The organism is Pseudomonas sp. ICMP22404 (assembly GCF_006227205.1).
Classification (GTDB): Bacteria; Pseudomonadota; Gammaproteobacteria; order Pseudomonadales; family Pseudomonadaceae; genus Aquipseudomonas.
The window spans coordinates 244,899-266,116 of the sequence record NZ_VCNG01000010.1; the positions used below are offsets into that span (position 1 = coordinate 244,899).

Here is a 21,218-nt window from a genome sequence, read left to right on the forward strand (position 1 = left end):
GGCTACGGCTCCTTAAAGACTGTTGATCAATGTGCTGAAGATTTGCTGCGCCGCCTTGATGATCTGCGAAGACGCGGTGTAGTACTGCTGGAACTTGACCAGGTTGCCGGTTTCTTCGTCCAGGTCCACGCCTGACAGCGAGTCACGGGCGTTCTTGGCGTTGTTCAGGATCGCGCCGGTGGCAGCGCTGTCGAGCTTGCCCTGGGCCGCCTTGGAGCCCACGCCTTCCACCAGTTTGCCGTAGGCATCACTCAGGGAAATACCGCCGCTGGAGGAACCGGTGTCGACGCTCTTGGCGGTCTGCAGACCGGCCAGGATGGTGCCGTTACGGTTGTCCAGGCTACCCGCCTTGCTGACGCTGACGTTGATGGCGGCACCGTTGGACGGTGCTCCAGCGATGGACATGGCGAAGCTGACAGTGCGCTGCACCGGTGGCGCCGACGAATCCATGATCGGGTTGCCACTGGCGTCCTTCAGCGGAACGCTCAGGTTCAACGTGTTGCTTTGACCAGGAGTGATCGTGCCATTACTGAGTTCGTTACCCTGGGCATCGAGCAGTTGGTACGCCTGGCTGGTGCCGTCGGCGGAGGTCGCCCCGAACAACACCTTGACCGGCATGGAGGTCTTGATGCCGTTCTGGATGACGGTCGTCGTGGCCGCGTCGTAGATGTCCAGACTGGTCGTCAGTGTCGGCTGGCCACTGGCCGGAATGGTCAACGTGCCACTGCCGCCCGCCGCGATGGCTGCGCCCAGTGGCGCGGCAATCGCCAGCCGCTTGGAGTCGGTCATCTCGGTCTTGATGTTGCCCGCCGCATTGCGGGTCGGCGTGATCTTGAACGAGTCACCAGCCGCCGCGGTGCCGTTGGCGAAGGTCATCGAGAAGCCGTCGATCACCGGTGGTGGCGTGGTCGCGGTGCTGAACGCGCCCATCGACGAGCCATCGGGCAGGCGCTGGACGGTGTAGTTGGTCCCGCTGGTGAAGGTCACCTTGTAGTCGTTGGTGGTCAACTGGCCGGCGTCTGTGATGGCCACGTTGAAATTGCCGGAACCTGCACTGTTGCCCAGCGCGGCAACGCTGCGCTGACTGATCTGCGCGGCACTGTTGATGTCGTTGAACAGGTTGGAACCAAAGGCACCGTTCATGTCGATGCCCGACGCCTGCACGGTGTTCATCTGGTCGGCGATCACCAGGGCGACGCGGCCCAGTTCGTTCATGGCCGGGTCGAGCACGGTGCTGCGGTAGCGCATCAGGCCACCGATCTCACCACCGGTGAGCACCGAGGTGAGGTCCATGGAGCTGGAACCGCTGTTGAGCTGGATACCCATGCGCCCCGGATCGTTCTTGTCCGGCACCGCTTGCAGGGTATTGACGATAGTGCCCATCACCAGCGGCTGGCCGGAACCCAGGTAGATGTCCAGGCTGCTGCCGTTCTCCACGACTTGGGTGCCGGTGAACGTCGACAGCTGGCGAATGGCTTCGCCACGGGAATCCAGCAGATCATTGGGCGCGCCGCCGGTGTTGGAGACTTCGGCGATTTTCTTGTTCAGTTGGGCAATGGTGGTAGCCAGGTCGTTGACCTGGCTGACCATGTTCGACAAGTTGTTATTGATGTTCGAACTCTGCTCCGTCAACTGACTGGAAATAGAGTTGAACCGATTGCTCAGGGCCTGGGCATCGCTGAGCAGCAACTGGCGGGACGCATCGTCACCGGGCTTGGCGTTGACGTTCTGCACCGACGCGAAAAACTTGGTCAGCGCGCCGTTGAGGCCGGTGCCGCTGTCCGAGAGCAGCGAATCCAGAGGCGTGATCTGCCCCTGATAAGCCGCCGCATCGCTGTTGAGCGAGGTGGTGGTCTTCAGCTGTGCTTCAAGGTAGGAGTTGTAGACCCGACGAACATCGGCCAGGGTCGTGCCGGAGCCGATGAACACGTTGCCGTATTGATTGGAGGCCTTGGTGGTCTGCACGGTCTGCTGACGCGAATATCCGGCGGTATCGACGTTGGCAATGTTGTTACCCGTGGTCACCAACGCGGTCTGGCTGGCTGACAGACCCGACATCCCTATATTGAGCAAACTCATGGTTCAGACCTTATAAAGTCGTGGTGGCGCCTGCGGATGCGTAGTTCTGGGAACTGGTCATCTGCCGGGCTATATGCGAAATCTTGCTGGCGTAGTGCGGGTCGGTGGCGTAACCGGCCTTTTGCAACTCGCGTACAAACTGTTCCGGGTTATCGGCCGACTTCAGCACAGCTTGATAGCGACTGTTGCTTTGCAGCAGATTGACCAGGTCATGGAAACTGTCGCGGTACGAGGCGTAGGAACGGAACTCGGCCGTCTCCTTGACCATCTCGCCATTGCGGAACTCACTGGTGATTGCCCGCGCCGAATCGCCCTTCCAGTTCTGGCTGGCCTTGATACCGAACAGGTTGTGGCTGCTGCTGCCATCGGGTTGGCGCATGACCGATTTGCCCCAGCCGGTTTCCAGGGCGGCCTGGGCCACCAGGTAACGCGGGTCGACACCGATGCGCGCCGCCGCTTCCTTGGCCATGGGCAGCATGGCGTTGACGAATTCGTCGGCATCGCGGAACGCTTTGCGGGCCGGCGCCAGCGGTGGCTGTGCCACGGCGCGACCATAGACCTGCATGTCCCCGCTCGACTCGGAGGCCTTGAGCGCGGCCAGCCAGTCGCCATTGGCCATTTCGCCGGAGGCGGACCTGGCGGCGGTGACGGCGCGATCCGAACGGATATTCTGCGCCGGCGCATCGGTATTGGCATTGGTCGATGCCGAAGGCACCAGCCCGGCCAGCAGACGGTCGGCCAGTTTCGGCGGCAAGGCCAGGCGACGCTGGTTGAGCAGTTCCATGTCGTTACGATGACCACCCTCGCCCGCCCCCTGCGGTGCGTTGACGGCCCGCGAAGCCCAGAGCGGACGCTGGCCACTCTGGCGCGACAAAGGTCCATTGGTGGGCACTGTTCCGGCAGCCACCGGGGTGGGCACTGCCTTGACCTTGTCCAGCGCCTCTTGCTGCTTGGCAGCCGACGCAGCGGCCGCTTCGCCCGGCGCCAGCGGTTTGTTCTTGGACATCTGGCGCAGCAGGACATCGGCCAGGCCGATACCGCCACCCTCGCGAGACATGGAAACGGCCAACTGCTGGTCGTACATTTCCTGATACTGCTTGGCCTCAGGCGTATTCATGGGGTTGTCCTTGCCCAATGCCTCGGTGGCAGAGCGCATGGACTTGAGCATTTCGCCAAGGAACAGCGACTCGAATTCCTGGGCCACTTTGCGCAGGTTGCCGTCGCTGTTCTTGTCGCCAACCTTGAGCTGGTTCAAGCGATTCAGGTCCGAGTAGGAACCCGAATCTCCACTGATCAAAGCGCCCTTGCGCATATCCATGGCCCGTTCCTCAAATCACGATCAGGTCGGCTTGCAACGCGCCGGCCTGCTTCAAGGCTTCGAGAATCGCCATCAGGTCGCCCGGCGCCGCGCCGACCTGGTTCACCGCCCGGACGATTTCATCCAGGGTAGTGCCCGGGCCGAACTTGAACATCGGCTTGGCTTCCTGTTCGGCATTGACCCGCGAACGGGGCACGACGGCAGTCTGCCCATTGGACAATGGGCCCGGCTGGCTCACGATCGGATCTTCGGTGATGGTCACGGTCAGGCTGCCATGGGTCACGGCCGCCGGCGAAACCTTGACGTTCTGGCCAATCACGATGGTGCCGGTGCGCGAGTTGATGATGACTTTCGCCACGGCCTGGCCCGGATCGACCTCGAGGTTTTCCAGGATCGACAGATAGTCGACCCGCTGGCTCGGATCCAGGGGCGCGGTGACACGGATCGAGCCGCCGTCGATGGCCTGGGCCACGCCTGGGCCGAGCATGTCGTTGATCTTGTCGACGATGCGTTTGGCGGTGGTGAAGTCGGACCGATTGAGGTTCAGCGTCAGGCTGTTGCCCTGGTTGAAACCGCTCGGCACCGCACGCTCCACCGATGCACCGCCAGGGATGCGACCGGCCGACGGAACGTTGACGGTGATCTTCGAGCCATCGCGCCCTTCGGCGTCGAAACCGCCCACCACCAGGTTGCCCTGAGCGACGGCGTAGACGTTGCCGTCGATACCCTTGAGCGGCGTCAGCAGCAAGGTGCCGCCTCGCAGGCTCTTGGAGTTACCGATGGACGACACGGTGATATCCACCTGCTGACCGGGCTTGGCGAACGCCGGAAGATCGGCACTGATCGATACCGCCGCGACGTTTTTCAACTGGACGTTGCCCGAGCCTGGCGGCACCTTGATGCCGAACTGAGACAACATGTTGTTGAAGGTCTGCAGGGTGAACGGGGTCTGGGTGGTCTGGTCACCGGTACCATTGAGACCTACAACCAGGCCGTAACCGATCAACTGGTTCGAACGCACGCCGGAAATGCTGGCGATGTCCTTCAGGCGCTCGGCATGAGCAGTGAAAGCTGCCGACATCACCAACGCACCCATCAACAGCTGTTTGAGGTTCAACCGCTTAAGATTCAACTGGGCCACCTAGAAAGGGAACTTCGGGCTGAGGAAGAAACGGTCGAACCAGCCCGGCTGACTCGCATCGGCAAAGGCACCGGTACCCGAATACGTGATGCGCGCATCCGCCACACGGGTGGAGGAAACGGTGTTATCGGTGGCGATGTCGTCGGCGCGAACCATGCCGGCGATGCGCACCAGTTCGTCACCCGTGTTGAGCGTCAGCCACTTCTCGCCGCGCACGACGATGATGCCGTTGGGCAACACATCGGCGACGGTCACGGTGATGGAACCGGTGAGGCTGTTGCTCTGGCCGGACTTGCTGTCGCCCTTGGTGGCCCGGTCGGAGCCGTAACCGGCGTTGAGGCTCAGGTCGTTACCGCCGATCGGGTTGTTGGTGGTCAGGCTGGAGCCGAACAACGAAGTGAGGCCGACACTGGTGTTGCTGGTCTTGTCCACCTGGGAGTTGGCATTCTTGCTCGCCTGGGTCCGCTCGTTCAGGGTGATGGTGATGATGTCACCCACCCGGAATGCCTTGCGGTCGCTGTACAGGTTCTGTTCGAAACCGGCCTGGTAGATCGAGCCATTGTTGGCAGCGGCCGGCAACGGCGTGCGCGGCAACACCGGAGCGTAGTACGGGTCATTGGGCCTGGGCGTTGGCGCGACACACCCCGCGAGCGCGGTGATCCCACTCAGTGCCAGTACAGATACAAAGCGTTTCATGACCCTACCTCTCGGTGTTACAGGCGACCTTGAGGCCGCCCTATAGAAGTGATTACAGATTCTGCGTGACGAACGAAAGCATCTGGTCGGCGGTGGAGATCACCTTGGAGTTCATTTCGTAGGCACGCTGGGTGGTGATCATGTTGACCATCTCCTCAACGGTGCTCACGTTGGACGTTTCCAGGGTGTTCTGCAGCGTGGTACCGAAACCATTCAAACCCGGGGTGCCGATTTGCGGCGCACCACTGGCAGCGGTTTCCAGGAACAGGTTGTTGCCTACCGCTTGCAGGCCGGCCGGGTTGATGAAGTCGGCGGTCTGCAGGTTGCCGATCACTTGCGCGGCCGGGTTGCCCGCCACGGTGATGGACACGGTGCCGTCGCGACCCACGGTGAAGGTCTGGGCATTGTTCGGCACGACAATGGCGGGCTCCAGGGCAAAACCGCTGGCATTGACGATCTGGCCATTGGAGTCGAGGTGGAACGTACCGTCGCGGGTGTAGGACGTGGTGCCGTCCGGCTGCAGAATCTGAAAGAAACCGCGACCGTCGATGGCCATGTCCAGCGGCTGCTCGGTGGTTTGCAGGCTGCCGGCGGTGAAGTTTTTCTGCGTGCCGACAATGCGCACACCGGTACCGACTTGCAGACCCGACGGCAGTTCGCTGTCCTGGGTCGACTGGGCACCTGGCTGACGCTTGACCTGGTACAGCAGGTCCTGGAATTCGGCACGGTCACGTTTGAAGCCCGTGGTCGAGACGTTCGCCAGGTTGTTGGAAATGGTGGTCAGGTTGGTGTCCTGGGCGGACAGACCTGTTTTGGCAACCCATAGAGCCGGAAGCATTCGATTCTCCTCGTACGCCTGATTTTCGGCGCGACGCTTTAATTAATGGTTAGATCTGCAAGACCCGAGCCATGGCCTCGTCGCCTTCTTTGGCGGTGTTCATCATCTTCACGTGAAGCTCGAATTGCTTGGCCAGGGCCAGCACCGAAGTCATCTCGTCCACAGCATTGACGTTGCTCGCTTCCTGGAACCCCGACACCAGTTGCACGTTGGCGTCGACCGGTGCCGGCTGGCCGTCCTTGGTACGGATGGACCCGTCCAGGCCCTTGGTCATGTTCTTGAGGTCCGGGTTGACCAGCTTGATGCGGTCCACTTCCGCCATCACGCGCGGGCCTTCGCCCATGGCGCGGATACTGATGGTGCCGTCCTGGCCGATTTCGATTTTCTGCTCCGGTGGCACGGCGATAGGACCGCCGTTGCCCATCACCGGCATGCCGTTGCCGGCCCGCAGCACGCCCAGGGCGTCGACGTTGAGGCTGCCGGTGCGCACGTAGCTTTCACCGCCATCGGGGTTCTGCACGGCCATCCAGCCCGGCCCGCTCACCGCCACATCGAGGTCGCGGCCGGTTTCAACCAACGCACCCGGGGTGAAGTCAGTGGCTGGCCGCTCGGACATGGCAAATGCCCGCGCCGGAAAGCTGTCGCCGAATACCGGCATCGAACGCGCCTGCTCCAGGTCTTTCTGAAAACCATTGGTGGAGATGTTCGCCAGGTTGTTGGCATGGGCCCGTTGGGCCAGCGCGTTCTGGCTGGCGCCGGTCATTGCCACATAAAGGTACTTGTCCACTCTCGTTCCTCTGCGTGCCGGACGTTTGCCGCCCACTGCTGTACTGCTCAGCCATAAGCAATTTGCAGACCAACTTTTTTCTGGCGGCTCGCGGCCCGGCAAACAAAGGACTTGCGGGGGTTTGTGGGGAAAGAGGGAATGTCCCGGAGACGAAAAACCGGCGGTATCATGCCGCTGAAAGGCAAAGGATTACCGGATGGACAGACTCACTAACCCTTGTGGCGAGGGGATTTATCCCCGCTGGGGTGCGAAGCGCCCCCAGACCAGACCTGTCGACTCGATAAGACTAGTAAACCGAGTCGCCTGATTTAGGGCTGCTGCGCAGCCCAGCGGGGATAAATCCCCTCGCCACAAGTAACGGATTACATTCCAGGCTCTTTACCCACCTCATACTCGCGCAACTTATTGGCAATGGTGGTATGGGAAACCCCCAGTCGTTTGCCCAGTTGCCGGCTGCTGGGATGTTCGGAGTAGAGCCGTTCCAGTACCGCCTTCTCGAATCGCCCGACAATCTCGTCCAACCCGCCATCCAGGGAGAAGTCGCCCAGGGGCTGGCGCACGCCGTAGTCCGGCAGGCGAATATGCTCGGCCTTCACCGTCCCCCCATCGCACAGGGAGACGGCCTGGAACAGCACATTTTCCAGTTGCCGGACATTGCCGGGCCAATGGTAATGACTGAGGCGATCCATCGCCGCCGGGGCCAGCTTCGGCAGCGCACAGCCGATCTGGCGACTGGCCTGGTCGAGAAAGTGCTCCACCAGCGGCGCCAGGCCATCGAGGCATTCACGCAACGGCGGGATGTGCAGGGACAGGACATTCAAGCGGTGATACAGGTCCTGGCGAAATTCCCCTCGAGCACAGAGCTCAGACAAATCCACCTGGGTCGCGCAGATCACCCGGACATCCAGGTACACCTCTTCATCGCTGCCCACCCGACGGAAGCAACCGTCCTGCAAAAAACGCAGCAGTTTCACCTGCAGGCGCGGGCTCATTTCCCCCACCCCGTCGAGAAACAAGGTGCCGCCAGCCGTCAACTCCAGCAGACCCAGCTTGCCTTCGGCACGGGCGCCTTCGAAGGCGCCAGGACCGTAGCCGAACAGTTCCGTCTCGGCCATGGACTCCGGCAGCCCGGCACAGTTGAGCGCCATCAGCGGCGACTGCCCGCGCGGGCTCGCCAGGTGACAGGCCCGGGCCAGCAACTCCTTGCCCGTGCCGGTTTCGCCTTCGATCAATAGCGGCGCGTCCAGCGGGGCCATGCGCCGGGCTTCGCGGACCACCGCGGCCATCACTTTCGAGCTCTGGAAGATGCTGTCGAAGCCACGCAGTTCCTGCTTGCGCACGTTATAGATACGCTCACCAACCCGGTCGGCCCGATGCAGCGTCAATACCGCACCGGCCATGGCCTCGCTGTCGTCATGCTCCGATTGCAGCGGGGCAATATCCGCCAGGAACACATCGCCCTTGACCTTGACCCGCAGCCCATTGATGCGCGACTGGTTGGCACGCACCAGCTCCGGCAGGTCGAAATCCTCGGCGTAGCGAGATAGCGGAATCCCCGGCACCTCGTCCACCCGCACCCCGAGCAACTGCGCCGCCGCCCGGTTCGCCGCGACGATGGAGCCGCCCATGTCGATGGACAACACCGGAAACTCCAGGGCGCCGAGCAACGCATTGAGCTCCATGTGTCGACGCTCGCTGGGCATCAGCCCTACCCGCTTGACGCCGAACACACCGGCAATGCCTTCGAATTTCGGACGCAACGCCTGGAATTGAATGTTGATCAGGTTCGGGCAGTGCAGGTAGATCGCATTGCCATGCTCACCGCCGACTTCGCCCCGGGCGACGTTGATACCGTACTCCACCAGCAGGTTGAGAATGTCCCGCAGGATGCCGATGCGATTCTGGCAATGGACTTTGATGCGCATATGGAGGCCTGGGAGCTCGTTGTAAGGAGTTTTTTCTGAGGCTGAGTGCAAATAACCGTCAAGATTATGTGACAGTTGTAGGCCATTTCCTAGCTTAGAATCCAACCAGCGCCGGATCGCCGCTCCATACGTAACGAAAACTTTACGAATTCTGCCCATGCAACTCGAACATCTCGCCGCTGCCCCGCTGCACATTCGCCTGCTTCGCGCTATCTCTAACGCATCGCTGGACATAACAACAAACAGTCTTCCCCTCGAGGGAATCAGCAGGAGAGCAGCATGAAGCAGACGCAGTACGTGGCTCGCGAGCCCGATGCGCAAGGTTTTATCCACTACCCCGCCGAAGAACATGCGGTGTGGAACACGCTGATCACCCGCCAGCTGAAAGTCATTGAAGGCCGTGCGTGCCAGGAATACCTGGACGGTATCGACAAGCTTGGCCTGCCCCACGACCGCATCCCGCAGTTGGGCGAAATCAACAAAGTGCTGGGCGCGACCACGGGCTGGCAAGTGGCCCGGGTACCGGCGCTGATCCCCTTCCAGACCTTCTTCGAATTGCTCGCCAGCAAACAGTTTCCGGTGGCGACCTTCATTCGCACCCGGGAAGAACTGGACTATTTGCAAGAGCCGGACATTTTCCACGAGATCTTCGGCCACTGCCCGCTGCTGACCAACCCCTGGTTCGCTGAATTCACCCACACCTATGGCAAGCTCGGCCTGCAGGCGTCCAAGGAAGAGCGTGTCTACCTGGCGCGCCTGTACTGGATGACCATCGAGTTCGGACTGGTGGAAACACCGCAGGGTCGACGCATCTACGGTGGCGGCATCCTGTCTTCGCCCAAGGAAACCGTGTACTGCCTGTCGGACGAGCCGGAGCACCAGGCCTTCGATCCGCTGGAAGCCATGCGCACGCCTTATCGCATCGACATCCTGCAACCGGTGTATTTCGTCCTGCCAGAGCTCAAGCGTCTGTTCGACCTGGCCCATGAGGACATCATGGGCATGGTCAAGCGCGGTCGGGAACTGGGGCTGCACGCACCGAAATTTCCGCCAAAAGCCGCCTGAATGGCGTTTTTTGATCCCAAGTGAGTCTGTTGCACCGCGCGACTTTGCTTTAGCGTGAGTGCATCGACGTTCTACCCAATTCGATCCAGGAACACACCATGAACACTCTGAACCAAGCCCATTGCGAAGCCTGCCGTGCCGACGCCCCACAGGTCAGCGACGAAGAACTGCCGGTATTGATCAAGCAGATCCCGGACTGGAACATCGAAGTGCGCGACGGCGTGATGCAGCTGGAAAAGGTTTTCCTGTTCAAGAATTTCAAGCACGCCCTGGCATTCACCAACGCCGTCGGTGAAATCTCCGAGGCCGAAGGCCATCACCCAGGCCTGCTCACTGAGTGGGGCAAAGTCACCGTGACCTGGTGGAGCCACTCCATCAAGGGCCTGCACCGCAACGACTTCATCATGGCCGCCCGCACCGATGACGTGGCCAAGACCGCCGAGGGCCGCAAGTAATGCATTTCGACGCCATCGGCCGGGTGCCCGGCGACCCGATCCTCGGTCTGATGGAGGCCTACGGCGCGGACAGCAATCCGAACAAGTTCGACCTGGGCGTGGGCGTCTATAAAGACGCCCAGGGCCTGACGCCGATTCTCGAATCGGTGAAACAGGCCGAGCGACGGCTGGTGGATCATCAGACCACCAAGACCTACATCGGCGGTCATGGCGACGCCGCTTTCGGGCGGTTGATCACTGCGCTCGTCTTGGGTGCCGACGCCCGGCAGATCGCCGAACAACGCGCCGGTGCCACCCAGACCCCGGGCGGCACCGGCGCCCTGCGCCTGAGTGCCGACTTCATTGCACAGTGTCTGCCAGGCCGTGGCGTATGGCTGAGCAACCCGACCTGGCCGATCCACGAAACCATTTTCGCCACCGCGGGCGTCAAGGCCAGCCACTACCCCTACGTGGGCAGCGACAATCGCCTGGATTTCGAGGCGATGCTGGCAACCCTCAACCAGGCACCGAAGGGTGATGTGGTCCTGCTGCACGCGTGCTGTCACAACCCTACCGGTTTCGATCTGTCCCAGGATCAATGGCGCCAGGTACTGGAGGTGGTGCGCAGTCGTGAGCTGTTGCCGCTGATCGACTTCGCCTACCAGGGCTTCGGCGACGGCCTGGAACAGGATGCCTGGGCAGTCCGGTTGTTCGCCCAGGCATTGCCCGAGGTGTTGATCACCAGTTCCTGCTCGAAGAACTTCGGCTTGTACTGCGATCGCACCGGTGCGTTGATCGTCTGCGCCCGCGACGCCGACAAGCTGGTGGACATCCGCAGCCAACTGGCCAACATCGCCCGCAACCTGTGGTCGACACCGCCGGATCATGGCGCAGCGGTGGTGGCGACGATCCTGGGCACTCCGGAACTCAAGCGTCTGTGGGCCGACGAAGTGGAAGCCATGCGCCTGCGCATCGCCCAGCTACGCAGTGGCCTGCTGGACGCCCTCGAACCCCACGGCCTGCGGGAGCGCTTCGCCCATATCGGGGTGCAACGCGGCATGTTCTCCTACACCGGCCTGGCGCCCGAGCAGGTCAAGCAATTGCGTGAGCGGCACAGCGTGTACATGGTCGGCACGGGGCGGGCCAACGTGGCCGGCATCGATGCGACACGCCTGGACCGGCTGGCCGAGGCGATTGCGGACGTTTGCAAATAACTGCTGTACCTGCATAACCCTGTGGGGAAAGGCTTTATCTGTGGCGAGGGGATTTATCCCCGTTGGGCTGCGAAGCAGCCTCAAAATCAGTCACTGCGGTGTATCAGATTACTTCTGATGTAGGCAGTTTGGGGGCTGCTGTGCAGCCCAGCGGGGATAAATCCCCTCGCCACAAAAGCTCGTCATTCCATCACTGCAACCCAGTCCACTCGCGAACGAATTCAGCAATGTCTTCCTTCGGTGCCGTCCGCGCTTCTTTCTGCGGTGTGCCCAGGTACAGGAACCCGATCACCTCCTCCCCCACGTCAAGACCCAGCCCCTTGGCCACGTGCGGCGAGTACGCCAGTTCACCCGTGCGCCACACGCCACCAACGCCCTGGGCATACGCCGCGAGCAGGATCCCGTGGGCGGCGCAGCCGGCGGCCAGCAATTGCTCGGCTTTCGGGACTTTGAAATGGTCCTGTAAACGAGCGATCACCACCACGACCAATGGCGCACGCAGCGGGCCATTGAGGGCCTTTTCCACAACCGCCTCGGACACCAGTGGATCATTGAATCGCGCCGCGTCCGCCAGCAGTTCGCCCATGCGATAACGCGCCTGCCCTTCGACCGTCAGAAAACGCCATGGCCGCAATTGGCCGTGGTCAGGAGCGCGCATCGCCGCGGCGAACATGACCTCCCGTTGTTCAGGCGTGGGCGCCGGTTCCACCAGGCGTGGAACGGAAACACGGTTGAGCAAAGCATCGAGAGCCTGCATCGGGCCACCTCCCTGAAAAAATGTCTGGCTATTCTAGTGTCCTGTACGGCGAGTTAGTTAGCGCAAATTGGCCGCCGATGCACACGCCAGTCGCACCGGGCGCGGTTTACATGCCGCGAGCCGTCGGTAGAATGGCGCCCTTCCCTTCCAGCCCGAGCGGACTTCATGGCGTTGCCGACCCTGCGGATCATTGGCTTCATCATCGGCATCTTCCTGATCACCCTGGCGATCTTCATGGTCGTGCCCATGGCCACCCTGCTGATCTTCGAGCGCACCGGGGACATGCCTTCGTTCCTCTGGTCGAGCATGATCACCTTCGTCGCCGGCCTGGCCCTGGTGCTTCCCGGGCGCCCCGAGCACGTACACCTGCGCCCGCGAGACATGTACCTGCTGACGGTCAGCAGTTGGCTGGTGGTGTGCGTCTTTGCCGCGTTGCCGTTCCTGCTGACCCAGCACATCAGCTACACCGACTCGTTCTTTGAAAGCATGTCGGGAATCACGGCCACCGGCGCCACGGTCCTGAGCGGCCTCGACACCATGTCCCCGGGTATCCTGATGTGGCGCTCGCTGCTGCACTGGCTCGGCGGGATTGGCTTCATCGGCATGGCGGTGGCGATCCTGCCGTTATTGCGCATTGGTGGCATGCGCCTGTTCCAGACCGAATCCTCGGACCGCTCGGAAAAGGTCATGCCCCGCTCCCACATGGTTGCGCGACTGATCGTAGCGTCCTACGTCGGCATCACCATTCTCGGCACCCTGGCGCTCTGGTGGGCCGGGATGAGCCCGTTCGATGCCGTCAACCATTCGATGTCGGCGATCTCCACCGGCGGCTTCTCCACCTCGGACCTGTCCCTGGCCAAATGGACCGAGCCGGCGGTGCACTGGGTCGCCATCGTCATCATGATTCTCGGCAGCCTGCCGTTCGCCTTGTACGTCTCGATGCTGCGCGGCAATCGCCGGGCGCTGATCAAGGACCAGCAGGTCCAGGGCCTGATCGGCGTGCTGCTGGTGACCTGGCTGGTGCTCGGTACCTGGTACTGGGCGACCACCGACCTGCATTGGCTGGACGCGCTGCGGCACGTGGCCCTGAACGTGACCTCGATCGTCACCACCACCGGTTTTGCCTTGGGGGATTACAGCCTGTGGGGCAACTTCTCGCTGATGCTGTTCTTCTACCTGGGGTTCGTCGGCGGCTGCTCGGGGTCGACGGCCGGTGGGATCAAGATCTTTCGCTTCCAGGTCGCCTACATCCTGCTCCGGGCCAACCTCATGCAACTGATTCACCCGCGGGCGGTGATCAAGCAGAAATACAACGGTCACCGCCTCGATGAAGAAATCGTGCGTTCGATCCTGACGTTCTCGTTCTTTTTCGCCATCACCATCTGCGTGATCGCCCTGTTGCTGTCGCTGCTGGGAGTGGAATGGATGACGGCGCTGACCGGCGCGGCCAGCACGGTGTCCGGCGTCGGCCCGGGGCTGGGGGAGACCATTGGCCCGGCCGGCAACTTCGCGCCGCTGCCGGATGCAGCCAAGTGGATTCTGTCCGGCGGCATGCTGTTGGGCCGATTGGAGATCATCACGGTGTTCGTGTTGTGCATCCCGGCGTTCTGGCGTCACTGACCGGTTTGGCCAGCCTCGCTGCCCGGTATTCGCCGGGCGTGACATCGAACCAGCGGCGAAAGGCGCGAAAAAAATTGCTCGGGTCGGCAAACCCCAGCAGATAGGCGATCTGCAGCAAGGTCGTGGCCGGCTGCGCCAGGTACTGCTCGGCCAGCTCGCGACGGGTATCGTCGAGCAAGGCCTGGAAACTGGTGCCCTCTTCCTGAAGGCGCCGTTGCAAGGTGCGCTGGGACAGATGCAGCGCCTGCGCCACCACATCACGCTTGGGTTCGCCCTGGGGCAACAACCGACACAGCACCTGGCGCGCCTTGTGGGTCACCCGGCTTTCCGAAAAACGCGCCAGGTACTCACCGGCAAACCGGTCGTGGAGCTGTGCCATGGCCTCGTTGGCCGTGGGCAGCGGAGCCTCCATGTCGGCCCGCTTGAAGACCAGCGCGTCATAGGGTGCACCGAACACCAGCGGCGCGCAGAATGCCTGTTGGTAAGGTCCACGATCCACCGGTTCGGCCCCCTGGAATAGCACTTTGACCGGATGCAGGGTGCGTCCGGTCAGCCAGTTGCACAGGCTCAGCGCACAGGCCAGGGACGCCTCGGTACTTTGCCGGGTGGTTGGGAGATGATCGCCATGCACCGTCAGAACCAGGGCGTAGTTGCCTTCCAGCTGGCGGATGCTCACATCGGCACTTTCGGCAATGATCCGCTGGTAACGCACCAGCCGCTGGAAACCTTCGATCAACGTCCGGCTGGACATCAGGGCGTAGCCGACTACATGGAACGACGCCGGGCGCACCACCTTGCCCATGTTCAGACCAATGGCCGGGTTCCCGGACAGCTCCACCGCCAGTTGCCAAAGGCGCGTCATCGAATCCTGGGGGAAGCGGGCGTCCGGATCGTCCAGTGCCGAAAAATCCAATCCCAATTGCTGGAACAGCGCACGACAATCCAGGCCGTCCATTTCCAGCGCCTTGACAATCCCCAACGCCCAGCTTGAAGAAGTCGTTCGTTCACCCATGAGGTATCACTTGCATGACAAGCCGCAGAGTACGGCCGGATTTGCGAAGGATACTAAAGTGGCGCTCATTGTCACTGGCCGTTGCGGATGATCGCTCTAGACTTGAAGACAGGACAATCACCAAAGAGCCTGCAGTCTTGGAAAACACCCGACAATTCAAGAGCTTTGCTGACTTCTACCCGTACTACCTGGGAGAACACAGCAATAGCACCTGCCGACGACTGCACTTCATCGGCACCTCGCTGGTCATTCTGATTCTCACCCTGGCGCTTGTCGCAACCGCCTGGTGGTGGTTGATTGCCTTGCCGGTGGCCGGCTACGGCTTTGCCTGGGTCGGGCACTTCTTCTTCGAAAAGAACCGACCGGCCACCTTCAAACACCCGCTCTACAGCCTGCTTGGCGATTTCGTCATGTACCGCGACATGCTGCGGGGCAAGGTTCCGTTCTAGGAAAAAAACGTCACCCTGTGGCGAAGGGATAAATCCCCTCGCCACAGGCTCAGGCCGGTTCGGCGAGTTTGAGGGCCTTCAACTGGGCTTCGCGCGCCTGGGCATCCGCCAACCGGTACAACTCGATCGAGCCGTCCCAGTGTTCGATCAGCGCCGTACAGGATTCGACCCAGTCGCCGCAATTGAGGTATTCGACCTCACCCACCTTGCGCATCTCGGCGTGGTGGATGTGGCCACACACCACACCATGCAATTCGCGCTTCACGCATTCATGGGCGATGGCTTCTTCGAAGTCGCTGATGAAGCTGACGGCGGTCTTGACCTTGTGCTTGAGGTACGCCGACAACGACCAGTAGCCGTAGCCATAGCGGGCCCGCCAATGGTTGAGCCAGCGGTTCAGCGTGAGGGTGAACTCGTAGGCTGAATCCCCGAGAAACGCCAGCCAACGGTGGTAACGGGTGATGACATCGAACTGGTCGCCGTGAATCACCAGCAGGTGCCGGCCGTCTGCGGTGACGTGCACCGCCTCGTCCACCAGTTGGATATTGCCCAGGATCAGCTTCGAATAGCGGCGCAGGAATTCGTCGTGATTGCCGGTGACGTAGATCACCTCGGTGCCGCGCTTGCTCATGGTCAGCAAACGGCGGATGACGTTGGTGTGGGCTTGGGGCCAATACATGCCACCGCGCAGTTTCCAGCCATCGATGATGTCGCCGACCAGATAAATCTTGTCGGCGTGATAGCCCTTGAGGAACTGCGACAAATGCTCGGCCTGGCAATCCCGGGTACCGAGGTGCACGTCGGATATCCACAGGGTGCGGACACGCTGCTTGCGGCTGGGTCTGGCGAGCTCGGCGCTGGTCATAAGCAACCCTCTGATCGTTTTCACCACTGTGCACACCGGCGGTTAATGGCCCATGACAGACATATGTCCATTACGTGACAAGGCAACGCGACACGCCTTCGGTGTATGCTGATGGCCTGCCCCGGGAGACCGCGATGAGACCGATCCTCACGCTGCGCCACTACAGCCACGACCTGATCGTCCACAGCCATAACCACGCCCAGTTGGTCTTCGGGCTGTCCGGCACGCTGGACTTCGAGGTGGAGGGACGTGGCAGTCAGGTGGTGCAACAGAGTTTCGTGGTGGTGCCGGCCGGTGCCCATCATGCTTGCGGCAGCCCTCTCGGCAGCCATTGCCTGGTGCTGGACGTCCCGGGCGATGAGTGGGTCGGCCAATGCCTCGGGGATCACGCCGACGCCAGCCGTCGCTTGCTGGACAACACCGCCCGCCTGCCCCTGGATGCGGGACAAAGCCAATTGGTCAACTGGCTCGCAGGCAGTCCGGTGAATGACCCGCTGATCGCCCAGCAAGGTGCGGTACTGCTCCTGGCCAGCCTCAACGGCGCCCGCCAGGAAACCACCGGCCGCCGGCGCTTGCCTTACGCCGCCCTTGACGCACACATCGACCAATACGCCGCCTACCCGCTGCAAGTGGCGGACCTGGCTCGGATCGCGGGACTTTCCGGTGCTCGCCTGCATGCACGTTTCGTCGCCGAATGCGGGCAAACCCCGATGGATTACATCCGCAGCCGCCGCTTGCACAAGGCCGTAGCGCTGCTGCGCGACTCGGACCTGCCCATCGGTGAAATCGCCCACCGGGTCGGCTACAGCTCCCAGAGCGCCTTCGCCGCGGCGATACTGCGCGAATTCGGCACGTCGCCAGGCAAACTGCGACGCCAGCGCTAGCCTAACGCTAAAAAACGCCAGGATCGCGACAGACACCCACTCATCCAAAGGGTTTAAATATTGATCCCTGTGGGAGCGAGCCTGCTGGCGAATGCGGTGTGTCAGTTGATAGAAATGCTGACTGATCGGCCGCTTTCGCGAGCAGGCTCGCTCCCACAGGGAATAGTGATGGCTGATCTAAGGACTGCAATGACTCCCCGTACCGCCCTGGGCGCCCTGCACATTGGCGCACTGATGTTTGGCCTGACCGGTGTGTTCGGCAAACTCGCCGCCGCCTCGCCGGCGATCATCGTATTTGGCCGCGCCCTGTTTGCCGTGCTGGCCCTGGCGGCCTTCGCCCGCTTCGCCAGCAGCACCCCATGGCAGAAACTCCAGATACGGGACGGCTGGCGACTGCTGCTCAGCGGGCTGCTACTGGCTGGCCACTGGGTGAGCTTTTTCATCGCGGTAAAAATCGCCGGAGTGGCGATCGCCACACTGGGGTTTGCCAGTTTTCCGGCCTTCACGGTGCTACTCGAAGGGCTGGTGTTTCGCGAACGGATTCGGGCCAATGAAATCCTGCTGGTGGTGTTGGTAAGCATTGGCCTGGTGCTGGTCACCCCTGACTTCGACCTGGCCAGCGGCGCCACCACCGGCCTGCTGTGGGCTGTGGCGTCGGGGTTGCTGTTTTCCCTGCTGTCGCTGACCAACCGCGCCGGCGCAGGCGCTGTACCCCCCGTGCAGGCGGCGCTGTGTCAGAACCTGGTCGTCGGGGCATGCCTGTTGCCGATCGCCGCGCCACAACTGAGCGCGGTACGCCCGCTCGACTGGCTGTGGATCGGCCTGCTCGGGGTGTTCTGCACCGGCCTGGCCCATAGCCTGTTCGTCGCCAGCCTGAGCGTGATCAAGGCCCGCACAGCGGCGGTGGTGTTCGCCATGGAGCCGGTCTACGGCATCAGCGTGGCCTGGCTGCTGTTCGGCGAGACCCCGACCCTGCGCATGCTGCTGGGAGGCGTGCTGATCATCGCCGCCATCGTCGTGTCGAGCCAGCTAAGCGGCGCGAAGAAACCGGTGACAGGCAGCGAAGCCCCCTCTCACTGAACCCGGTCGTTGTGGCCCAGGTCCCGCTCCGGGTCGATCCGGTCGCGGACCCGTTGCTTGAGCACCTTGGCCTCGGGGAAACCGCCGTCAGCCTTGCGCTCCCAGATCTGCTCACCGTCGCAACTGATGTGGAACACCCCGCCGGTGCCCGGCACCAGGGACACCTTGCCCAAATCGTCACCAAAGGTACTGAGCAGTTCCTGGGCCAGCCAGGCAGCACGCAGCAACCATTGGCACTGGGTGCAATAGGTAATAATGACTTCCGGTTTTTGCTCGGTCATAGCAGGTCGACTCGTGGCTTCGAAGGCGCCGCCATGATACTCGCCTTTGACCCTTCGCCCCCGAGATAGACGATGCTCAATACCTGTGGGAGCGAGCCTGCTCGCGATGGCGGCAGCACATTCGACACCAATGCCAGCAGACCCACCGCTATCGCGAGCAGGCTCGCTCCCACACGGGAAGCCGTGCCTTCAGCGAATCCCGGCCAGCAGCACTCGGGCGGTCTGTTTGAGGGGTTCGTCGCCTTCCTGGAGCAATTCTTCAAGCAGGGTGATCGCCGTCTTCAAGTCGCCATCATCGATGCAGTTCTGCGCCTGTTCCAGTTTTTCGGCGTGCTCCGGTGTTTCGGGCTCAAAGGATATGGCGTCCAGGGACAGTGAACCAGATTCAGGCTCGAGGGGCGGCAGCGCCTCCAGTTCCAGCGACTGCTCTTCATCGGCGAAACCGTCAAGAAAGGCATCGTCCAACGATTCGGTTTCCTGTGGCGCGCTCCACTGCAACTCCGGCTCGTCGAAGCCCGAGAGAGATAACGCCTCGGAGACTTCAACGACAGGCGTCGCAACGGCGGCTTTCCCCTCGGCACTGTCCTGTACATCGGCCAGGTCCCAGTTGCTCTCCATGGACAGGGCATCCAGATCCAGCTCGAATTCGTCGCCGGGCACCTGTACAGGCGCAGGCACCGGAACAGGCACCTCGAGGGCTTGAGGCTCTGGCGGCGCCACTGCGGGCGCGGTCACCATCGCGACCTTCGGATAGCGCCCGCGGATGTCCTCCAGCGTCCCGGCGTCGATACCCTGCGCCGCTAAATGATGTTCCTGGGCCTGAAAACCGATGGTGTCGCCCTGCTTGCCCAGCACCTCCAGCAACTTGAGGCCCAGGTCGGTGCGCTCCGGCTCCGCCAGCAACGCCGCGCGCAACAACCCCGCCGCTTCGGTGAAGCGGCCATAGGTCAGGTAGATCCCAACCCCTTCCAGCACGTCTCCCAACGGCGCATCACCGTTATTGAACGACGAAGCGACCTCGGGCTGCTCCGTATTGGTGGTCGATACATACGTTTCAGCGCTGTCTTCGGGCATCGGTTCAGGGCGTTCCGGAATCGGCTGTGCGCCGGCCTGCTCCTGCCGACGACGGATCAACAGCAGCAACGCAAGCAATCCCAACAGCCCCACCAGCCCCGCCACCCACAGCCAATTGATGCCTTCGGGCTCCGGCTGATCTGCCGCCGGTTGTGGCGGCGTCACTGGCTGTGGCTCAGCCATCGGTGGCGGCGATGGCGGCACCGCCGACGTAACCGGGGCTGGCGCGACCTCAGCCAGTTGCGCCTGCAATTCACTGATCTGCTTACGCTGACCGGCGATTTCTTCGTCCTGGGCCTGAAGCCGGGCCTGCAACTCGTCGATGGTTTTCTGTTGCTGCTGGTTTTGCAGCACGCTGGCGGCCAGTTGCTCGTCGCCGGCAACGGCGGCTGGTGTGGCGGCGGTTTCCGCCGGGGATGGCAACACGGCCGAATCGGGCAGCAGCAGGCGCTGGCCGATAGAGAGTCGGTCACTGCCTGGGTTCAGCGCCTGGATCCCTTGCATGAGCTCATGGATCGACGCGCCACTGCCGGCATCGTGCAGGCGTTTGGCGATAACCCAGGGGTTGTCTCCCTGCACAACGGTGTAGCGCTTGCCCTGGGTCGCCGGGGGTGGCTTGATGGCCGGCGCAGAGGGGGGCGCCATCGAAGGCCGGGAAACGGCGGCAGGCTCGTCGGAAGCGGGCACGACACCCGGTGTACCCGGCGGATCGATCAGCACGGTGTATTCGTGCAAGAGACGCCCGTTGGGCTGATTGAGTTGCACCAAGAAATTGAGAAAGGGTTCTTCCACCGGTTTGCTGGACGTGACCCGAATGAAACTGCGCTCGCCGCGCATCACCGGGGTAAAGCGCAGGTTAGTGAGGAAGAACACCCGCTCCACGCCGGCACGATTGAAGTCGTCCGGGCTTGCCAGGCTGGCCGACAGGTCACCCTCGCTGAGCCCGGCCGCATCGACTAGGGCGATATCGGCGCGCAACGGCTGGTTCAGGGCGGAATGAAGCGTGATCTCTCCCAGTCCCAGCGCAGACGCCAAAACCGGATACCCCAATGCACCCAAGACAACTGACACGTTGACCCAACTGCGCAACGTGGACTGCAAACTTTCAAGCATGGGTATCCCTTTCGATTCGAGCGCTTCCAATACGATCACCTAGTACTGGTTATAGTTCGCTAATCGCCGAATCTCAAAAGTCGGGGTATCGCCCATATACCTCAGGATTTTTCCAGATTGGCCAGGATCCTGCCGTGGACCCGCATGCACACCCGCATGTCCTCTTCGTCGATGCCTTCGAACAGCTCCCGGCGCAGCTGCGTGGCAATGGTTTCAATTTGTTCGATCAACGGCCGGGCCGGTGCGCAAAGCACGATTTTCTTGGCCCTGCGGTCCTCGGCCACGGCTTGGCGCTGCACCAGCCCCTGGGTTTCCAGGCTGTCGAGTAAACGGGCCAGGGTCGGCCCTTCGACGGCAACGCTCTGGGCCAGTTCACGCTGGGTCGGTGCGTGTTCGAAGCGGGCCAGGTGCAACAGCACCAGCCAGCGCGCCTGGGACAGGCCCAGCCCGGCCAGGCGCCGGTCCAGTTCGGCACGCCAGCCCCGGGACATCTGCGCCAGTTGCATGCCAAAACGGTGTTGATCGGTTAACGACATAAAAAACTCATCAGATCTGAAATAGGAGAAATACTAATTATTAGTCAGCT

General features: G+C 62.1%; 20 protein-coding genes. 7 read left to right on the forward strand and 13 right to left on the reverse strand.

What is annotated here, in order from left to right; genetic code table 11:
- Positions 1–12: 12 nt before the first annotated feature.
- The 7 genes from flgK to FGE05_RS18800 all read right to left on the reverse strand — a co-directional run bounded on the left by flgK (position 13) and on the right by FGE05_RS18800 (position 8,784).
- Complete coding sequence (flgK, locus tag FGE05_RS18770; protein WP_139647275.1) at positions 13–2,079, reverse strand: flagellar hook-associated protein FlgK; 2,067 nt, start codon at positions 2,077–2,079, stop codon at positions 13–15.
- Between the two features lie 10 nt (positions 2,080–2,089).
- Positions 2,090–3,397 (reverse strand): flagellar assembly peptidoglycan hydrolase FlgJ, encoded by a 1,308-nt coding sequence (gene flgJ, locus FGE05_RS18775; protein WP_139647277.1) that lies wholly within the window; start codon positions 3,395–3,397, stop codon positions 2,090–2,092.
- Between the two features lie 10 nt (positions 3,398–3,407).
- Positions 3,408–4,493: a flagellar basal body P-ring protein FlgI gene (locus tag FGE05_RS18780; protein WP_175362517.1), complete on the reverse strand. Its 1,086-nt coding sequence runs from the start codon at positions 4,491–4,493 to the stop codon at positions 3,408–3,410.
- Positions 4,494–4,538: 45 nt separating this feature from the next.
- A complete protein-coding gene (gene flgH / locus FGE05_RS18785) occupies positions 4,539–5,234 on the reverse strand; it encodes a flagellar basal body L-ring protein FlgH (protein WP_139647279.1) in 696 nt (231 codons plus the stop codon).
- 52 nt (positions 5,235–5,286) lie between these two features.
- The gene (flgG, locus tag FGE05_RS18790; protein WP_041023357.1) at positions 5,287–6,072 is read right to left on the reverse strand and encodes a flagellar basal-body rod protein FlgG; all 786 of its coding nucleotides are present in this window, start codon (positions 6,070–6,072) and stop codon (positions 5,287–5,289) included.
- 49 nt (positions 6,073–6,121) lie between these two features.
- Positions 6,122–6,859, reverse strand: a complete 738-nt coding sequence (locus tag FGE05_RS18795) for a flagellar basal body rod protein FlgF (protein WP_041023356.1) — start codon at positions 6,857–6,859, stop codon at positions 6,122–6,124.
- 362 nt (positions 6,860–7,221) lie between these two features.
- Positions 7,222–8,784: a sigma-54-dependent transcriptional regulator gene (locus FGE05_RS18800; RefSeq protein WP_139647281.1), complete on the reverse strand. Its 1,563-nt coding sequence runs from the start codon at positions 8,782–8,784 to the stop codon at positions 7,222–7,224.
- Positions 8,785–9,063: 279 nt separating this feature from the next.
- On the opposite strand from FGE05_RS18800, the gene phhA reads away from it, so the two are divergent.
- From phhA to FGE05_RS18815, 3 genes are all read left to right on the forward strand, one after another.
- A complete protein-coding gene (gene phhA, locus FGE05_RS18805) occupies positions 9,064–9,849 on the forward strand; it encodes a phenylalanine 4-monooxygenase (protein WP_139647283.1) in 786 nt (261 codons plus the stop codon).
- 98 nt (positions 9,850–9,947) lie between these two features.
- Complete coding sequence (locus FGE05_RS18810; protein WP_003184087.1) at positions 9,948–10,304, forward strand: 4a-hydroxytetrahydrobiopterin dehydratase; 357 nt, start codon at positions 9,948–9,950, stop codon at positions 10,302–10,304.
- Positions 10,304–11,497 carry an amino acid aminotransferase gene (locus FGE05_RS18815; RefSeq protein WP_139647285.1) on the forward strand — a complete coding sequence of 398 codons (1,194 nt, stop codon included), beginning with the start codon at positions 10,304–10,306 and terminating at the stop codon, positions 11,495–11,497. Before FGE05_RS18810 ends, FGE05_RS18815 begins: the two co-directional genes overlap by 1 nt.
- A gap of 190 nt (positions 11,498–11,687) precedes the next feature.
- Here FGE05_RS18815 and FGE05_RS18820 read toward each other — a convergent pair whose 3' ends face one another.
- Complete coding sequence (locus tag FGE05_RS18820; protein WP_139647287.1) at positions 11,688–12,254, reverse strand: NAD(P)H nitroreductase; 567 nt, start codon at positions 12,252–12,254, stop codon at positions 11,688–11,690.
- A gap of 165 nt (positions 12,255–12,419) precedes the next feature.
- Between FGE05_RS18820 and FGE05_RS18825 the strand changes: the two genes are divergently transcribed.
- A complete protein-coding gene (locus FGE05_RS18825) occupies positions 12,420–13,874 on the forward strand; it encodes a TrkH family potassium uptake protein (RefSeq protein ID WP_139647289.1) in 1,455 nt (484 codons plus the stop codon).
- On the opposite strand, the gene FGE05_RS18830 is transcribed toward FGE05_RS18825, so the two are convergent.
- A complete protein-coding gene (locus FGE05_RS18830; RefSeq protein WP_139647291.1) occupies positions 13,831–14,886 on the reverse strand; it encodes an AraC family transcriptional regulator in 1,056 nt (351 codons plus the stop codon). The two genes, FGE05_RS18825 and FGE05_RS18830, sit on opposite strands and share 44 nt — an antisense overlap.
- 137 nt (positions 14,887–15,023) lie before the next feature.
- On the opposite strand from FGE05_RS18830, the gene FGE05_RS18835 reads away from it, so the two are divergent.
- Positions 15,024–15,335: a DUF962 domain-containing protein gene (locus tag FGE05_RS18835; RefSeq protein WP_139647293.1), complete on the forward strand. Its 312-nt coding sequence runs from the start codon at positions 15,024–15,026 to the stop codon at positions 15,333–15,335.
- Between the two features lie 49 nt (positions 15,336–15,384).
- Here the strand turns inward: FGE05_RS18835 and FGE05_RS18840 are convergent, their stop codons facing one another.
- Positions 15,385–16,200 (reverse strand): UDP-2,3-diacylglucosamine diphosphatase, encoded by an 816-nt coding sequence (locus FGE05_RS18840; RefSeq protein ID WP_139647295.1) that lies wholly within the window; start codon positions 16,198–16,200, stop codon positions 15,385–15,387.
- A 134-nt stretch (positions 16,201–16,334) separates the two neighbouring features.
- On the opposite strand from FGE05_RS18840, the gene FGE05_RS18845 reads away from it, so the two are divergent.
- Both FGE05_RS18845 and FGE05_RS18850 read left to right on the forward strand, forming a co-directional pair.
- Positions 16,335–17,084 carry an AraC family transcriptional regulator gene (locus FGE05_RS18845; RefSeq protein ID WP_139647297.1) on the forward strand — a complete coding sequence of 250 codons (750 nt, stop codon included), beginning with the start codon at positions 16,335–16,337 and terminating at the stop codon, positions 17,082–17,084.
- A gap of 189 nt (positions 17,085–17,273) precedes the next feature.
- Positions 17,274–18,164 (forward strand): DMT family transporter, encoded by an 891-nt coding sequence (locus tag FGE05_RS18850; protein ID WP_024778617.1) that lies wholly within the window; start codon positions 17,274–17,276, stop codon positions 18,162–18,164.
- Here FGE05_RS18850 and FGE05_RS18855 read toward each other — a convergent pair.
- The 3 genes from FGE05_RS18855 to FGE05_RS18865 form a co-directional block, all read right to left on the reverse strand.
- A complete protein-coding gene (locus tag FGE05_RS18855; protein WP_024778616.1) occupies positions 18,158–18,445 on the reverse strand; it encodes a SelT/SelW/SelH family protein in 288 nt (95 codons plus the stop codon). The genes FGE05_RS18850 and FGE05_RS18855 overlap by 7 nt on opposite strands.
- A gap of 189 nt (positions 18,446–18,634) precedes the next feature.
- Entirely contained in the window at positions 18,635–20,632 is a 1,998-nt protein-coding gene (locus FGE05_RS18860) for a FimV/HubP family polar landmark protein (RefSeq protein WP_139647299.1), read from the reverse strand.
- Between the two features lie 101 nt (positions 20,633–20,733).
- On the reverse strand, positions 20,734–21,168 hold the full coding sequence (locus FGE05_RS18865) for a MarR family transcriptional regulator (RefSeq protein WP_041023344.1): 435 nt from the start codon (positions 21,166–21,168) through the stop codon (positions 20,734–20,736).
- Positions 21,169–21,218: the final 50 nt, after the last annotated feature.

Coding starts and splice junctions, on each gene's coding strand:
- FGE05_RS18845 (WP_139647297.1), top strand. CDS start 16,335: ATGAGACCGATCCTCACGCTGCGCCACTACAGCCACGACCTGATCGTC.
- FGE05_RS18850 (WP_024778617.1), top strand. CDS start 17,274: ATGACTCCCCGTACCGCCCTGGGCGCCCTGCACATTGGCGCACTGATG.
- FGE05_RS18830 (WP_139647291.1), bottom strand. CDS start 14,886: ATGGGTGAACGAACGACTTCTTCAAGCTGGGCGTTGGGGATTGTCAAG.
- flgH (WP_139647279.1), bottom strand. CDS start 5,234: ATGAAACGCTTTGTATCTGTACTGGCACTGAGTGGGATCACCGCGCTC.
- flgJ (WP_139647277.1), bottom strand. CDS start 3,397: ATGGATATGCGCAAGGGCGCTTTGATCAGTGGAGATTCGGGTTCCTAC.
- FGE05_RS18810 (WP_003184087.1), top strand. CDS start 9,948: ATGAACACTCTGAACCAAGCCCATTGCGAAGCCTGCCGTGCCGACGCC.
- FGE05_RS18825 (WP_139647289.1), top strand. CDS start 12,420: ATGGCGTTGCCGACCCTGCGGATCATTGGCTTCATCATCGGCATCTTC.
- FGE05_RS18780 (WP_175362517.1), bottom strand. CDS start 4,493: ATGGGTGCGTTGGTGATGTCGGCAGCTTTCACTGCTCATGCCGAGCGC.
- FGE05_RS18800 (WP_139647281.1), bottom strand. CDS start 8,784: ATGCGCATCAAAGTCCATTGCCAGAATCGCATCGGCATCCTGCGGGAC.
- FGE05_RS18855 (WP_024778616.1), bottom strand. CDS start 18,445: ATGACCGAGCAAAAACCGGAAGTCATTATTACCTATTGCACCCAGTGC.
- flgG (WP_041023357.1), bottom strand. CDS start 6,072: ATGCTTCCGGCTCTATGGGTTGCCAAAACAGGTCTGTCCGCCCAGGAC.
- FGE05_RS18860 (WP_139647299.1), bottom strand. CDS start 20,632: ATGCTTGAAAGTTTGCAGTCCACGTTGCGCAGTTGGGTCAACGTGTCA.
- FGE05_RS18865 (WP_041023344.1), bottom strand. CDS start 21,168: ATGTCGTTAACCGATCAACACCGTTTTGGCATGCAACTGGCGCAGATG.
- FGE05_RS18815 (WP_139647285.1), top strand. CDS start 10,304: ATGCATTTCGACGCCATCGGCCGGGTGCCCGGCGACCCGATCCTCGGT.
- FGE05_RS18840 (WP_139647295.1), bottom strand. CDS start 16,200: ATGACCAGCGCCGAGCTCGCCAGACCCAGCCGCAAGCAGCGTGTCCGC.
- FGE05_RS18820 (WP_139647287.1), bottom strand. CDS start 12,254: ATGCAGGCTCTCGATGCTTTGCTCAACCGTGTTTCCGTTCCACGCCTG.
- flgK (WP_139647275.1), bottom strand. CDS start 2,079: ATGAGTTTGCTCAATATAGGGATGTCGGGTCTGTCAGCCAGCCAGACC.
- phhA (WP_139647283.1), top strand. CDS start 9,064: ATGAAGCAGACGCAGTACGTGGCTCGCGAGCCCGATGCGCAAGGTTTT.